This window comes from Photobacterium sp. 2_MG-2023, assembly GCF_030547675.1.
GTDB classification, from domain to species: Bacteria; Pseudomonadota; Gammaproteobacteria; order Enterobacterales; family Vibrionaceae; genus Photobacterium; species Photobacterium arenosum.
In genome coordinates this window covers 1-14,728 of the sequence record NZ_JAUOQQ010000010.1, presented here as the reverse complement: position 1 = coordinate 14,728, position 14,728 = coordinate 1, and the positions used below count along the sequence as shown (strand labels likewise).

Genomic DNA, 14,728 nt, shown 5'->3' with positions numbered 1-14,728 from the left:
CTCTAACGAGCGGCTTAGTTTTTTCTGGCAATATCCCGTTCTTAGTTAGAAAGAGCGGCTGTACTGCACACCGTACAGCAGCGCATCAGCACGGGTTGTCGCACTGATTGAGGTCGCCGCAGTTTGTTCGGTTGCGGCGATATCTTTACCCATCAGGTAGGTCAGGCCGAAATCAATCGTTGATTTAGTATCGAGATTATAGGTAAAGCCGCCAGAGAACCATTGGCGATCTGAATCTGGGACAGAAATGGAGGTTTTCTTGTCCTGAGCACTGGTGTCGTACATGTAGCCGGTACGCAAGGTCCAGTCTGAATTCAGTGTATAAGTACCACCAATCGCATAGTGCCAGCCATCCTGCCACTGGTAATCATTCAGTACTACGCCTTTGTCGGTTTTCAGCGTATCAAAGCTGCTCCACTCGATCCACTGAACACTATAGTGAACGGCGAACTGGCTGTTTAGCTGATGGAAACCGGAAAACTCAACCATATCTGGCAGCGGCATCAGCAGTTTCTGACCTTGAAGGTTACCGCCGGCTGTCTGCGCATACATATCACCTTCGGCTTTCAGCTCGGGACTGTAATGATAAGCCAGACCAAAGCGGTTGAGGTCATTCAGTTCATAGACTGTGCCCAGGTTGAAGCCAACAGCGGTGCCGTCAACATCAACATCCAGCAGTGGGCCGGCTACACCGGTTTGTTGCTGAACCAGTCCTTCTAATGTCTGATTGGAACGCTGCAGTTTGCCCTGGCCGTAAATGATGTCTAACCCGCCGCCGACGCTCCACTGATTATTCAGTCGATAAGCTGCATTCAGAGTCAGGTTCAGGCTTTTCACATCCGTCAGGCCGCCAAACTCGTTGGCAGAGTAGCTGCTGCTGAATTCGGTCTTGGTGCCAAAGTTTGAATAAATCCCGGCACCCAGAGCCAGTTTGTCGTTGACAGGGTGCACGTAATACAAGTTAGGCACATAAGAGCTACCACCAATCTGGGCATCATCAAGAGATGATGGTCCGAAGGGGGTGGAATACTGGGCATTTTTCACTTTAATGTCGGTGTCGATAACATTCAGACCCAGTGACATCGCTGGTGCATTAAACAAGGTCATAGCCGCGGCGTTACGCGACATCACTGAAGCATTGTCAGCAATGACGGCATCACCGGCAAAAGCGCGGCCCAGGCCAGTGGCAGACTGTGAGTTAAGCTGGAATCCGGCCGCCAGTGATTGCTGTGAGGCCAGCATGACGGCGGTTGCCATCAGAGTTTTTGTAAACAGACGCTTCTTGTACATAGTTATTTTTATCCTGATCGTTTTTTGCTGACACTTTAACTGTGCCAGTGAGGAAGCGATTGTAGGAGCAGGCAAAAAAACAACAAATCAGACCAGTATATAAATCATTGTTTTATTGGATTGGACAGGGACTGACTGACGAAATGATCAGCACTTTTTTGCGGTGGTCACTGTTGGTGATACCACCGCAACGTTAAATACTGGTCCAACGCATGGCGTCTTTCAGCTGTTCGGCGACAGGCATGACATCTTCGCCTTTGTTACCCACCACTATCAGGCTGGCGTTCTGAGAAGGCATGACAACACCGCGCATATTGCTGTCTTCGAAGCTTTTCATGGTGTTGGAGGATTGGGGCACGACAAAAACAGTAATTTTTCCGTGCTTACCGCCGATGACCATATGTAAGGCTTCACCGCCATCAAAACCACAATGATTGAGATAGTAAACATGAGAAGGCAAACCGCTGAGTTCAGGCCCGAAAGGTTTGAGTTTGGCGTTAACCTGAGTCAATGACACCCCTTCGTCAACCTGGTCGACAAAAGCGGCTTCGTTATAAATATGCGCCAGCGCAACCTGACCCATGTCTTTGGCGGGACTCAGCGAAAACCCGGGCTGAATCTGACCGATTAACAACCCGCACAGGAAAGCCACAGAAGCCGCTATGGCTAAATGACGGCGCACTTTTTTCTCGGCCTTATAGCCTTGCCCGGATTGGCGGAACAGGATTTTATCGGCCAGATCTTCCGGCACATCCACTTTCATCGCTGCAGACAGCTTGCTGTCTAATTGCTGTAACTCATCGTGAAGTTTACGGTTAGCAATTGACGCATTTTTCGTAGCGACCATTTCTGGACTCTGCTCATTAGGATCTGCCAAAATTCGGCGACGAAATTCAAGATCGTCCATTCTGGTGGCCCCTCCGCTCGGTTTGCTTTTCTAAAGCATCTTTTAACTGGTTACGCGCTCTGAACAATCGGGTCATCACTGTGTTTCTGTTCAGTCCAAGGATATTAGCAATTTCATCACCGTTGAATCCAGCCATGACCTGTAAAACTAAAGGTTCCCGGTATTCGGACGGCAGCTGTTTAATCATATGTTGTAGCTGGCCCAGTTCTGACTCGTTTAAACCGCCTGCGTCGGTGCCATGATCATCCGCAATGGGGTGATCGTCGATGTCGACCAAATCGAGCTGTTTGCGCTCAAAACGCCGGGCATTTTCGCGACGCAGGATGGTGATAAGCCAGGCTTTGGCCGCACTGTCATCGTTGAGGCTGTCTAGCGATCGCCATGCGCGCAGGCAGGTTTCCTGCACCAAATCTTCGGCAATATGCTGATCATGGCACAGCCAGTAGGCGTACCTGTAAAGGTCTTTGTGCCAGGCCCTGACCAGGGCTTCATAGCGTGTCTGTTTATTCATATCCACAGAGACCGAGGCATCTGTGTTTTTCTTGCGAAAAAATTGCTTAATCATGATGTAGCCCGTCCGTATCCTTTGAGCCGTAGTCAATAATACGGGAGATAACAGGAATTGGATTCATAAAATAGACTGTTGTGTTATTGATTTCCCTCAATATCTGTCAGCCCGCTTTCGTTATAGTAGCAGTGTTATCGGGTCTGACCCCTGATAACGTCCTTTACGGACTGAGTATACCCTTCAACTACTTGCGCGCGGAAAGTGTCAGTATTTCAATTGATAACTCAATAAGGAATGCTGAACGTTATTGTTCGCTATTGCTATCAAATTTGCACAAACGACTGACACGTTGAGTTTGTTAACCATACCATAGCGGTGTGGTTTTTTTTTGCGCTATGTTTTAACTCCTTACACTTTTCATTGTTTTTGGTTGCTCCAACTTCTTAAACATTAATTTGAATTAAATAACAATGCCGTTACAATCGGTGTGGTCTGACCTCTACCATATTGATAAGGAGCCGCGATGACACGTCGCCAGAATCTCACGACCCAACAGGGTGAACGCATCGCTGTCGTAACAGGATTACGTACCCCTTTTGCCCGCCAGGCTACAGCCTTTAACGGTGTCCCGGCACTGGATCTAGGCAAGATGGTGGTCAATGAAATGCTGCAAAAGATTGATTTTGATCCCGCTTTGATTGAGCAGGTCGTGTTCGGTCAGGTCGTGCAGATGCCTGAAGCACCGAATATTGCCCGTGAAATCGTGCTGGGAACGGGGATGAATATTCACACCGATGCTTACAGTGTGACCCGAGCGTGTGCAACGAGTTTTCAGGCTGCGGCGAATGTTGCTGAGAGTATCATCTCGGGCACCATTGATATCGGGATCGCAGGCGGTGCGGATTCCTCATCGGTATTACCTATTGGTGTGTCTAAAAAACTGGCTGCCACTTTACTGGCGCTCAGCAAAGCGAAAACCATGAGCAAAAAAATGGGCCTGCTCAGTAAGCTCAGCCTGAAAGATTTAATGCCAGTTCCGCCTGCTGTGGCCGAATACTCAACAGGCTTGAGTATGGGCCAGACAGCAGAGCAAATGGCAAAAACGCACGGAATCAGCCGTGAAGAGCAGGATGCACTGGCCCACCGTTCTCACAGCCTGGCAGCCCAGGCGTGGCGGGATGGGTTGATTCAGGGTGAAGTGATTACCGCTTTCCCGGAACCTTATCGTCAGTGGATCGATAAAGACAACAATATTCGCGAAGATTCCTCGGTAGAAGGCTACGCTAAATTGCGTCCGGCTTTTGACCGTAAATTTGGCACAGTGACGGCCGCTAACAGTACGCCGCTGACCGACGGCGGTGCGGCTGTGCTGCTGATGCGTGAAGGACGGGCAAAAGAGCTGGGCCTGAAACCGCTGGGCTATATTCGTTCTTATGCCTTTTCTGCGATAGGCGTAGAGCAGGATATGCTGATGGGGCCATCTTATGCGACACCGCTGGCCCTGGACCGTGCCGGTCTGACACTCTCAGATCTGACCCTGATTGAGATGCATGAGGCATTCGCCGCTCAAACCCTGGCGAATGTGAAAATGTTTGCTTCGAAGAAGTTTGCACAGGAAAAACTCGGTCGCAGTGAGGCGATTGGTGAGATCGACATGGATAAATTCAATGTCCTGGGTGGTTCGCTGGCATATGGTCACCCCTTTGCCGCCACCGGCGCGCGAATGATTACACAAACGCTGCGCGAGCTGCAGCGTCGCGGTGGCGGTCTGGCACTCAATACCGCCTGTGCCGCCGGCGGTTTGGGTGCTGCCATGATCCTGGAGACTGAATAATGACGGATGTAACCATGACTGAACAGACAAATACAGAACATACTGTTGAGCCGCAATCAGCTTTCAGCCTGAGCTACGGCGAGAATGGCCTTGCCTGGCTGAAAATTGATGTCCCCGGGGAAAAAATGAATACCCTCCAGGCCGCCTTCGCCACTCAGGTCGGAAGCGTGCTGGACGAGCTGGAAGCGAAAAAAGCAGAGATCAAAGGCTTGGTGGTGTATTCCGGTAAGCCGGATAATTTTGTCGCCGGGGCCGATATCCGTATGCTGGCGGCATGCACCACGGCCAAAGAAGCCGAGCAGTTGGCAACGCAGGGGCAGCAGATGTTCCAGCGACTTGAAGCGCTGCCGTTTCATGTTGTCGCTGCCATTCATGGCCCGTGCCTGGGCGGTGGTCTTGAACTGGCGCTGGCGTGCCATAGCCGGGTATGTACCGATTCGGATGCCACTAAACTGGGTCTGCCGGAAGTCCAGCTTGGTCTGCTGCCGGGCTCAGGCGGCACACAGCGTCTGCCTCGCCTGATTGGCGTGGCAAATTCGCTCGATATGATCCTGACCGGTAAACAGTTGCGTGCCAAGAAAGCGAAGAAGTTAGGCGTGGTCGATGAATGCGTGCCGGAAAGTATTTTGCTCAAGGTGGCAGAAACACTGGCGCTGAAAGGCAAACCGGTACGCAAGCACAGTTTCCAAGACTGGGCGATGGGCGGCAACCCTGTGGGCCGCGGTCTGGTGTTTGACCAGGCCCGTAAGAAGACACGCGAAAAAACCCGTGGCAATTACCCGGCAGCGGAAGCTATTTTAGATGTCATCAAATATGGCTTGCAGCACGGCATAGTCAAAGGACAAAAAGAAGAGGCCCGCCGGTTCGGAGAGCTGGTGATGTCTTCAGAGTCTGCCTCGCTGCGCAGCATCTTTTTTGCAACGACCGCCATGAAAAAAGAAACCGGTGCTGGCGATGGTATTAAACCGGCCGAGGTGAAGCGTGTCGCTGTGCTGGGTGGCGGGCTGATGGGCGGTGGCATCAGTCATGTGACCGCATCAAAAGCCGGCTTGCCGGTCAAAGTAAAAGACATCGCCAACGACGGCATTTTGAATGCCATGGCGTATAACTTTAAGCTGCTTGATAAAAAGCGTAAGCGCAAAATTATCAGTAAAGCCGAGTTACAAAAACAGATGCTGATGATCAACGGCGGTGTCGATTATCAGGGCTTTGATAAAGCCGATGTGGTGATTGAGGCGGTCTTTGAGGAGCTCAGTCTCAAGCATCAGATGGTGCAAGAGGTGGAAGCCCATGCCAGACCTGACACTATTTTTGCCACTAATACGTCCTCGCTGCCTATCAACCAGATTGCTTCTGCCGCAGAGCGTCCTGAGCTGGTGGTCGGTTTGCATTATTTCAGCCCGGTAGAAAAAATGCCGTTGGTGGAAGTGATCCCCCATGCCGGTACATCGGAGCAAACGGTCGCGACCGTGGTGAAATTAGCCAAGAAGCAGGGGAAAACCCCGATTGTAGTCGCCGATAAAGCCGGTTTTTATGTCAATCGTATTCTTGCCCCGTACATGAATGAAGCCGCGCTGGCTCTGCTGGGCGGAGAGCCCATCGAACATATTGATAACGCGCTGTTGGACTTTGGTTTCCCGGTTGGGCCTATCACCCTGCTGGATGAAGTGGGTGTGGATGTCGGGGCCAAAATCAGCCCGATTCTGGAAACAGAGCTGGGTGATCGCTTCAAGAGCCCGGATGTCTTTGACATCTTGCTGAAAGATGGCCGCAAAGGCCGTAAAACAGGCAAAGGTTTTTACCTCTACAACGGCAAGAAAAAAGGTGTCGATAAGAGCGTTTATAAACTGCTGAAGCTGAACCCGGCGCGGAAAGCCTCCGGCCATGACATCGCGATCCGCTGCGCACTGATGATGCTGAACGAAGCGGCCCGCTGTCTGGATGAAGGTGTGGTGCACAGTGCCCGTGACGGCGACATTGGTGCGATCTTCGGTATTGGCTTCCCGCCATTCCTGGGCGGTCCGTTCCGCTATATGGATCAGCTCGGTGCCAAGCGTGTCGTTGAATTGCTCAATGAGCATGTCAATAAGTACGGTGATCGCTTCCTCCCCTGCGAACGTCTGCTGCAGATGGCGCAGGATGAACAGCGTTTCTACGACTGATTTCCTGTTCAGAACCTGATAAATCAAAGGCCTGCATAGCAGGCCTTTGTCGTTAGAGGGAGATGGAGACAGAGATGAAGTCAGGAGCGATGCGAAACGCTTAACTGATTTTGTGGTGCTTTAACCCTTGCTGCACATTGATGCCCAGACGAAAGCGCCGGTACAGGCTTTTCGGGCGGACTAAGTGCAGCAGCAGGATAACCGAGCCAGCCACCATCAGTGGGTTAAAGCCAATCCACAGCATGAAAGTCAGTGAACACAGGGCGATAGCGGTCAGCAGACACAACATGCTGTCAAGCTGGCGCGGATGAATAGCCTTCATACAGGAACGGCAGAATAGCCGGCTGTGTAAACTCTGGTTTTTCGCCGTAATAGACTGACGGCAGATCGAACAGGCGTGTGACATAACAGGTTCCTGAACATTGTTCTGAGAAATTATGCTTATTCGACCTCACGGCTTCTTGCATCACTATCCGATACAGACGGCCAGCCTGAGGCTGTATTTTTGGATTTGTTAATGTAGATAATCGACTGACAGGAAAAGGAAAATTAAGAGGGATGTCAAAAGTGGAATCATGATTCCACTTTTATCGTTTGGGATATGCAAACAGCCTCCCCCTGAGATCGGGACTCAGGGGGAAGCGGTTACTGGGCGTTACGCTGAAAATCGCTGACTGAGGGAATAGGATCACCCGCTTCCAGCGGGGTAAGGTTCCGGTGCGCGCCGCCCTGATAATACATCACCAGCCGATTCGCCGTTCTGGGTTTAATGTCTTCTACCAGAAAGCGGACTAACTCAGCACGGGACAGCGATGCCATTTCGTGGGCAATTTTGTGTCTTTGGTCAAAATGGTCATCTTTGTGGCCAATGCTGACCCAATAGCGCTGGGCACGTGCGCGCAAATTGGTATCCGGCTCGGACAACTGAGCGATCAGCCCTTGTTTACTGGCCTGCCACTGGCTCTCATTGAGCTCAAGCAAGACCAGCGCAAAGGCATTGGTGAACTCATCAATCGCTTCGAGCAGCTGCAACGGACCGGCCACCGGCGATTGTATATACAGCAGCAAGCCCGGATAGCGGTTAAGCGGCAGATTCGCCGTGCCTACCATGTACCCCAGTTGCTGTTCGGTACGCAGTTCGTGGAAGAAGGTGGTCGACATCAGATGATTGGCCAGAGTGTAGGTAGCAATGGCTTTGGGCGACTGTTCCCGTGACTGGTAGTAAATCAGGATGGCGGAATCAGCATGGCCGCAGTCCACTTCATAGCGCAGCGTGCCACATTCTCCCAGATGGACCAATGGCCGCTGTGCTTCACCATAGAGCTGATCTGTCACCCTAAACGCGTCTTTCAGCACTTCTGCCAATGCCAGTGCATCATCTTTACGCCAGTCACCATATACGAAAGCATCAATGTGAAGTTCGGCAAACATGGCTTCGACAAAACCGGGTAACTCGGTGACTTCAACGGTTTCCAGCTCTTTGATCAAAGCCGGGTAGGGTGGGTTATTCGGTTGCAGCAAGCCGGTCAGTTGGTTAAACAGCTGAGAAATGGGTTTGTCTTCCGCGGCATTGCGCCAGTTACGCAGCATCTGTGCTTTGATGCTGTTAAATCGGTCGATATTGAAAGTGCGGCCGGAGAATTTTTCCAGCAGCAGCTTGAGCAGCAAAGGCTGCTTCTCGCTGAAACCGGATAACTGGAGTGTTACCCCGCCCTGATGGGCGTACAGGTTATACGCCATCCCCGCCACTTCTGCCGGGTAGGCCACTTCGTTGCAGGACTCCATCAGCATTTCGACACACAGGCGCGTCTTGACGATATTACGCACAGAGCTTACCGCGTGCGGGCTGTCGATGGCGACATAGACCAGGCCTTTGGGCACTCTGAACTCATGTTCTTGCATGAACCACAGGCGGAAGCCCGGCAGATCCTGAATTAACTGAGGAATCGCTTCCGGTTCATCCGTCAGCGGGTGTGGATCCATACGCTGGCACAGGTAAGGGTTTTGTTCGGGCAGCAAGAGCGCCGGGTTGTTGCCCGGCTCAGCCCAGGCAGTTAACTGCGCTTCGGTAAACGGCGTGACCGAATAAGGGGTGTGATACCAGTCGGCCACTCTGTCGTGCTTCTGGCCTTTTGCCACCAGTGTCAGGCGAAGATTGTCCGGGCGAAGATAGCCGAGTACGTCTTTCAGCAGCGCTTCATCGTACTGGCTCATCATATAATCGCCGTAGACGATATCGTCCGGGGCGTAGTGCAGCAGGTTCATCACCAGATAGCTGACGGTATCGAGCGGCCTGCTTTTCTCCTGATAGCGGAACGCCTGCTCCAGCACTGCTTGCTTTTCCAGATAGCGCCATTCTGCCAGCCCTTGCTCTGTGATGAGCCGGATATACTGGAAAATAGTGGTGACGATATGATCAACACGGTTCAGGCCATCGGGTGTCAGGTTCAGGCCGATGGTAAATTCCCGGAAATTACTGCCACTGATCCCGCCGCCCGCTGCCAGAGTATTGATCAGCCCTTCACTTTTCAGGACAGACATCAGGCTGCCTGTGCCTTCATTGCCCAGTAAATGCGCCAGATAGGATAATGGCTTGCTGCGATAATGGGCATCCATGGGGGGCAGAGTAAAAGACAGCGTGAGTTTCCGTACTTCCTTAATTGGCTCAATCGCAATAAAACAGGCGTTTTCTCTGTCTGTTATCAGGGGAACCTCAATGGCGGGTTTGTCCTGGCCTGAGTTGGGAATAGCGCCAAAGAACTGTTTGGCGTAGGTCGCCAGTTCGTCCATAGATTGCGGCCCCAGTAGTACCAGCCCCATCTGATTGGCGGAATAATGTTGCTGGTAGAACGCAATCAGTTCATTGCGAACCGGGTTATCCGGCCTGTCTTCCAGGGTGGTGATATCGCCCACTGAAAATTTAGCAAACGGGTGCTCAGGGTTAATGGTTTCTTTGTGCACCTGATAAAGACGGCGTACATCGTCTTTGAGCTTGAGTTTGTACTCGGAATCGACAGCCTGACGTTCTTTGTCAACCGCGTCGACATTGAACAGCGGGGCAATAAAAAATTGCCCGAAACGTTCCAGACCGGCAGCAAAGGCCGGCGGGGCGATTTCAAAAAAGTAGGTGGTGTTTTCCGTGCCGGTCCAGGCATTGTTGCTGCCGCCGTACTGGTTAACAAAAGACTGGAATTCGCCCGGATTGGGAAACTTTTCCGTACCCAGAAATAACATGTGTTCAAGGAAGTGCGCCATTCCCTGACGATCCAGCGGATCATCAAAGTGGCCGATGCCGACAGACAGCGCTGCTGCAGCCCGGGGTGCCGTGTGATCATGAACCAGCAAGACCCTGAGTTGATTGTCCAGTGTCAGATAGCGGTACTCTTTGGGATCGTTCGGACTTTTGAACACAGGAAGCGCCTATATTTACAGGGAATTAGGGTAATTATGACGCCCATTAATGGCACTGGCAAATTCTGTCTGGCAATGATGTGTGACTGCGCGTCAGTAATAAGAGCGATTCAGCCGTCACGCTTTCACATCGCGTAATATGAAATGGCTACCCTGTCTGTACCAGCCTTTGCTAGCATAACGACAGAAACGCGCAATCGGACTGGAGACTATGCGAATTTTTATCATGCGTCATGGCGAAGCACAGCATTTTGCCCCAAGTGACGCGGAGCGGCCCCTGACAGCCCAGGGCAAGACGTATTCCCGGCAGATGGCCAAGCAGTTAGCGAGTCATCTGGACGGGCAGCTTGATCTGGTGTGGATCAGCCCGTATCTGCGCGCTCAGCAAACCTGGCAGGCGATGTCAGAAGAGCTGCCTGTGCCAAACACCCTGATGACGGTTGATGATATCACGCCCTACGGTGACGCCAGTCAGGTGGCAGACTACCTCAAAGCCGTGATTGCGCTGGAGAAGCCGCAAACGGTTCTGGTGGTGTCGCATTTACCGCTGGTGGGCTATCTGAGTGCCGAGCTGGTACCGGGATTGCAGCCGCTGATGTTCCGCACTTCTTCCATTGCCGCAGTGGATTTTCATGCTGAGGGGGAACCGTCCGCCTTATTATGGCAGGAGAATCCTGTTGATGTTGTCCAGCCTAATCACCATTGATTGGCTGCGGTACGCAGTTTTAGATTGCCGGCCTGTCCTGATCCGACAGGTCTGGTACAATAAACGATAAAAATAAAGACTGATAAATTAAGTGGTTATGAAAAAAATTGTATTCGTATTGCTTGGCTGTCTGGGACTGACGGCCTGTGTGGCAAACATGGTGACACCCAATATTGTCGCCAATGGCGCGATAAAATGGGCAAATGGTGTGAGAGAAGAGATGAACATTTCTCAAACCGGCAGCACCTTAACCTTTGTGAGCCCGCCTTCTATGCTGAATCCGGGCGGTATCACCATTTTTTCCCGTATCGACAGTGCCCGTAATGGCAACTGTGAGCACTATTACAACGAAGGTTCGGTAAAAGTACGGATGCAGGTGTGTGATACCGGCGAAGTTACCCTGATCCAGGACGGCCAGGTGGTTAACGTCGGTGCATTGTCTCAGACTGTGTATTGATCAGATCAGAGCTGCTGAGCGAGGCGTCAGGCGCTGCAGCCTGACACGCTTTCGCTCCGGGGGGAATCCCTCTACCGCTCGGGCACTTCAATCAGCACCAAGAGTGCACCGGCGCCACCAAACTCCAGCGGCGCCTGGTGAAATGCCATCACATTCGGGTGCTGAGCCAGCCAGAGCGGCGCTTTCTGCTTCAGAATATGCTTGCCTATCCCGTGCATCACACAGGCGCAGGACACCCCGTCTTTAATGCAGGCTGAAATCATCGCCGCCAGCTCACGCTTGGCTTCTTTTTGTGTCATACCATGCATATCCAGAAAAATATCCGGTACATAGACACCGCGCCGTAACTTTTTCACTTCATACTTGGAGACGCCGGATCGGGCATATTGCATCGGGCCATGTTCGCTCAGATGAGGTTCAAACTCGTCAGAGAAATAAAACTCGTGATTATGGCTCTCTTTGGCACTCACATTGCGCTTATCGGTCTTCGGGCTCTGTCGGCGTGAAGTGATTATGGTATCATGCGACAACTTTTTAACGCCCTTCACTGCATCCTGAAAGAGCGAGAAATCGTCCTCTTCCAGTGCAGGGTCTTTTTTACTCATAATGAATTTCCAACTACTTTATCGCGGTATTGTAGCGCCATTTGGAGGCTATTTTGGATAAGATTTTTGTCGACGAAGCCGTCAACGAACTTCACACACTGCAGGATATGCTACGTTGGACCGTCAGTCGATTCAACGATGCCGGCCTGTTTTATGGCCACGGCACAGACAATGCATGGGATGAAGCGGTGCAGCTGGTACTGCCAACCCTGCATCTGCCGATTGATATTCCGGCTGACGCGCGCTTCTCGCGCCTGACCAGCAGCGAGCGCCGAACGATTGTCGAGCGCGTGGTACGCCGGGTAACCGAGCGTACCCCTGTGTCCTACCTGACCAATAAAGCCTGGTTCTGTGGCCTGGAATTTTTCGTCGACGAGCGCGTGCTGGTGCCACGCTCACCGATTGGCGAACTGATTGATAACGGTTTCGAACCTTTCCTGACCCGTGAACCTACCCGCATTATGGACTTGTGTACCGGCAGTGGCTGTATCGGTATCGCCTGTGCCTATGCGTTCCCGGAAGCGGAAGTGGATCTGGTGGATATCTCGACCGATGCTCTGGCAGTGGCCGAGCAGAACATTCACGACCACGGTCTGGAACAGCAGGTGATCCCGCTGCATTCGGATCTGCTGCGCGACGTACCCAAAGACAAGTACGACATCATAGTGTCCAATCCGCCTTATGTGGATCAGGAAGACATGGACAGCCTGCCGGAAGAGTTCCGCCATGAACCGGAGCTGGGTCTGGCCGCCGGTTTTGACGGTCTGGATCTGGTGCGCCGCATTCTGGCCAATGCGCCGGATTATCTGGCAGACGAAGGTATTCTGATCTGTGAAGTGGGCAACTCCATGATTCACATGGAAGAGCAGTACCCACACATCCCGTTCACCTGGCTGGAATTCGAAAACGGCGGCCACGGCGTCTTCATGATGACCCGTGAACAGCTGGTCGATTGTGCCGGCGACTTCGCTGACTACAAAGACTGATCTCTGCTTCACCGTACTTAAATAACGAAACAGCCAGATTGCTCTGGCTGTTTTTGTATCTGCGATTTTTCCATCACGCCCCTGCGAAATTTGCCCTAAACCACAGAACTGGCACAGCCCTGTCATGTTTTAGTGAAACTTATCCCATATGCCAATAATATGTCTGACTCATCAGACGAAAATAACCAGCTCGCGTGACTTCACTGTCAGGGGCGGTAGCGTCTTTAAGAGTGAGAATCTATTGAACCGTAGGGGATCAGGATGACACCTTCTGCGCTGTTAGTGCATGTCCCAGACGTGCAAGCCGGGCTGGATTGGTACCGCAAAGCTTTCCCACAAGCCAAACCTGTCTATATAGAAGCATTTGATTTCACCGTGCTCGACATCAACGGATTCTCACTGGAAGTCGTTCAGGCCGATGAAAAAGTCAGCGCAGGCGCAAAGGGCACAGTGCTTTATTGGTCAGTCCCATGTCTGCAAACCGCCCTTGATCATTTCCTCGGTTTAGGTGCTGAACATTATCGTGGCCCGATCAATATCGAGAACGGCTTGAGTATGTGCCAGCTTCTGGACCCTTTTGGGAATTTGATTGGGTTGCGTGGGAAGAGGGTTTGACATCAGCACCTGATATGATCGAGTGATACGACGCGAGGTCGTGTAACTTGTTGGTTAGAGCATAACTAATGGATTAATTTTTTAATATCAGTTGCTTATATTTAAATCTTATCAAGTTATACGCTATTATGGCGTTGAAAAATGTTATGTAAAATTAGGGGGTAATATGTATAAGAAAATGATGACATTAGCCATGTTTTTCATGTCCGCTCCATTATTCGCTTCAGAAAATTGCGTAGGAAAGGTGAACTTGGTACTAGACCATCCAGGTATGTGTCATGGACATCTAGCATTCACACTCGAGTCTACTGGGAGTAACTGGTTATGTGCGTTATCTGAAAGAAGCGATTCTATGGTCCTAGCTGCTTACACGGCCAACAGTAATATTAGCGTGCGGCTTGAATTGCCCATTCCAGGGAACTGTCAATCAATAAATAACTATCAACTTCCTTTATACATAAGTGCATACAAGTAAATTTGTAGTGGTCAAGTAATATTGGCCGCATTTCACCAACCTGGAATAGGACGCGAACAGCTTTACAGTTGGGAACCGCGCGATGTGACCGAGTTCATACGAAATGGTCATATAATCAATCAATTAGCAAAGGCAGCATCGCCCTTCGGGCTGAACGTACGCCGCTTCTTTGGCCGTTATGCCGACAAGGAAATTGATGAATCGAATTCTTGCATTAATACTTATATTCACGTCTTCGATTGGGGTAGCCGGTGAAATTGTCGATCACAATAGAAATCGGATTATTCCAGTTGAGATTTCGTTTCCTCCGAGCAGCTTTGACTGCTCTATTGACTCAAAGTGCCCTGTTATCTTCTTGAGTGCAGGCTATAGTGTTTCTCATACAAAATACCAATTCCTGACAGATCTGTTTTCTGAACTCGGCTATTTGGTTGTCGCTATCGGACACGAACTGCCTAGTGATCCTCCGTTATCTGTATCAGGCAATTTATTTGTAACTCGCTCAGAAAACTGGATCAGAGGCTCTCAAACACTAAAAGTCGTGAGGCAGGAGCTTCAAGTTAAATACCCCGAATACAGCTTTGATAGCTTAGTTTTGGTTGGTCATTCAAACGGGGGAGATATATCAGCTTGGCTAACTCGTGAATCGCCTTCATACGTAAGCCAAATCATTACCTTAGATCATCGCCGCGTTCTGATCTGATCCAATACTTTTGGACACCGCGTTAAGTGAGTAAAATGACTTATCGAGGTGAATATGACAATCAAGAAG

At 51.0% G+C, this 14,728-nt stretch carries 13 protein-coding genes; 7 read left to right on the top strand and 6 right to left on the bottom strand.

Going from position 1 to position 14,728, the window contains the following annotated elements:
• Positions 1-45 precede the first annotated feature (45 nt).
• The 3 genes from Q4491_RS09775 to Q4491_RS09765 all read right to left on the bottom strand — a co-directional run bounded on the left by Q4491_RS09775 (position 46) and on the right by Q4491_RS09765 (position 2,762).
• Positions 46-1,290, bottom strand: coding sequence for an outer membrane protein transport protein (locus tag Q4491_RS09775; protein WP_192014730.1), 1,245 nt, complete (start codon positions 1,288-1,290; stop codon positions 46-48).
• 193 nt (positions 1,291-1,483) lie between these two features.
• A complete protein-coding gene (locus Q4491_RS09770) occupies positions 1,484-2,197 on the bottom strand; it encodes a DUF3379 domain-containing protein (protein WP_192014731.1) in 714 nt (237 codons plus the stop codon).
• Positions 2,184-2,762, bottom strand: coding sequence for a sigma-70 family RNA polymerase sigma factor (locus Q4491_RS09765; protein ID WP_192014732.1), 579 nt, complete (start codon positions 2,760-2,762; stop codon positions 2,184-2,186). Before Q4491_RS09765 ends, Q4491_RS09770 begins: the two co-directional genes overlap by 14 nt.
• Before the next feature lie 466 nt (positions 2,763-3,228).
• Here Q4491_RS09765 and fadI point away from each other — a divergent pair, with 466 nt between their 5' ends.
• Positions 3,229-4,539, top strand: a complete 1,311-nt coding sequence (fadI, locus tag Q4491_RS09760; protein ID WP_192014733.1) for an acetyl-CoA C-acyltransferase FadI — start codon at positions 3,229-3,231, stop codon at positions 4,537-4,539.
• A gap of 14 nt (positions 4,540-4,553) precedes the next feature.
• Positions 4,554-6,701, top strand: coding sequence for a fatty acid oxidation complex subunit alpha FadJ (gene fadJ / locus Q4491_RS09755; protein ID WP_303457067.1), 2,148 nt, complete (start codon positions 4,554-4,556; stop codon positions 6,699-6,701).
• A gap of 100 nt (positions 6,702-6,801) precedes the next feature.
• Here fadJ and Q4491_RS09750 read toward each other — a convergent pair whose 3' ends face one another.
• Positions 6,802-7,107 (bottom strand): hypothetical protein, encoded by a 306-nt coding sequence (locus tag Q4491_RS09750; protein WP_027253977.1) that lies wholly within the window; start codon positions 7,105-7,107, stop codon positions 6,802-6,804.
• Positions 7,108-7,346: 239 nt separating this feature from the next.
• Positions 7,347-10,112: an insulinase family protein gene (locus tag Q4491_RS09745; RefSeq protein WP_303457063.1), complete on the bottom strand. Its 2,766-nt coding sequence runs from the start codon at positions 10,110-10,112 to the stop codon at positions 7,347-7,349.
• A 211-nt stretch (positions 10,113-10,323) separates the two neighbouring features.
• Here Q4491_RS09745 and sixA point away from each other — a divergent pair, with 211 nt between their 5' ends.
• Both sixA and Q4491_RS09735 read left to right on the top strand, forming a co-directional pair.
• Positions 10,324-10,818, top strand: a complete 495-nt coding sequence (sixA, locus tag Q4491_RS09740; protein ID WP_192014736.1) for a phosphohistidine phosphatase SixA — start codon at positions 10,324-10,326, stop codon at positions 10,816-10,818.
• 97 nt (positions 10,819-10,915) lie between these two features.
• Positions 10,916-11,275, top strand: a complete 360-nt coding sequence (locus Q4491_RS09735) for a hypothetical protein (RefSeq protein WP_255557868.1) — start codon at positions 10,916-10,918, stop codon at positions 11,273-11,275.
• 71 nt (positions 11,276-11,346) lie between these two features.
• Here the strand turns inward: Q4491_RS09735 and smrB are convergent, their stop codons facing one another.
• Complete coding sequence (smrB, locus tag Q4491_RS09730; RefSeq protein ID WP_303457058.1) at positions 11,347-11,880, bottom strand: endonuclease SmrB; 534 nt, start codon at positions 11,878-11,880, stop codon at positions 11,347-11,349.
• A 53-nt stretch (positions 11,881-11,933) separates the two neighbouring features.
• Here smrB and prmB point away from each other — a divergent pair, with 53 nt between their 5' ends.
• From prmB to Q4491_RS09715, 3 genes are all read left to right on the top strand, one after another.
• The gene (gene prmB, locus Q4491_RS09725; protein ID WP_303457055.1) at positions 11,934-12,866 is read left to right on the top strand and encodes a 50S ribosomal protein L3 N(5)-glutamine methyltransferase; all 933 of its coding nucleotides are present in this window, start codon (positions 11,934-11,936) and stop codon (positions 12,864-12,866) included.
• Positions 12,867-13,127: 261 nt separating this feature from the next.
• Positions 13,128-13,481, top strand: a complete 354-nt coding sequence (locus tag Q4491_RS09720) for a glyoxalase/bleomycin resistance/dioxygenase family protein (RefSeq protein WP_303457052.1) — start codon at positions 13,128-13,130, stop codon at positions 13,479-13,481.
• 671 nt (positions 13,482-14,152) lie between these two features.
• Positions 14,153-14,659 (top strand): hypothetical protein, encoded by a 507-nt coding sequence (locus tag Q4491_RS09715; protein ID WP_303457046.1) that lies wholly within the window; start codon positions 14,153-14,155, stop codon positions 14,657-14,659.
• The last annotated feature ends 69 nt before the right edge of the window (positions 14,660-14,728 follow it).

What these genes read in the sequence shown, in the direction of transcription:
- Q4491_RS09735 (WP_255557868.1), top strand. Translation starts at nt 10,916, where the DNA reads ATGAAAAAAATTGTATTCGTATTGCTTGGCTGTCTGGGACTGACGGCC.
- Q4491_RS09775 (WP_192014730.1), bottom strand. Translation starts at nt 1,290, where the DNA reads ATGTACAAGAAGCGTCTGTTTACAAAAACTCTGATGGCAACCGCCGTC.
- Q4491_RS09765 (WP_192014732.1), bottom strand. Translation starts at nt 2,762, where the DNA reads ATGATTAAGCAATTTTTTCGCAAGAAAAACACAGATGCCTCGGTCTCT.
- fadI (WP_192014733.1), top strand. Translation starts at nt 3,229, where the DNA reads ATGACACGTCGCCAGAATCTCACGACCCAACAGGGTGAACGCATCGCT.
- Q4491_RS09715 (WP_303457046.1), top strand. Translation starts at nt 14,153, where the DNA reads ATGAATCGAATTCTTGCATTAATACTTATATTCACGTCTTCGATTGGG.
- Q4491_RS09720 (WP_303457052.1), top strand. Translation starts at nt 13,128, where the DNA reads ATGACACCTTCTGCGCTGTTAGTGCATGTCCCAGACGTGCAAGCCGGG.
- smrB (WP_303457058.1), bottom strand. Translation starts at nt 11,880, where the DNA reads ATGAGTAAAAAAGACCCTGCACTGGAAGAGGACGATTTCTCGCTCTTT.
- fadJ (WP_303457067.1), top strand. Translation starts at nt 4,554, where the DNA reads ATGACTGAACAGACAAATACAGAACATACTGTTGAGCCGCAATCAGCT.
- Q4491_RS09750 (WP_027253977.1), bottom strand. Translation starts at nt 7,107, where the DNA reads ATGTCACACGCCTGTTCGATCTGCCGTCAGTCTATTACGGCGAAAAAC.
- sixA (WP_192014736.1), top strand. Translation starts at nt 10,324, where the DNA reads ATGCGAATTTTTATCATGCGTCATGGCGAAGCACAGCATTTTGCCCCA.
- Q4491_RS09770 (WP_192014731.1), bottom strand. Translation starts at nt 2,197, where the DNA reads ATGGACGATCTTGAATTTCGTCGCCGAATTTTGGCAGATCCTAATGAG.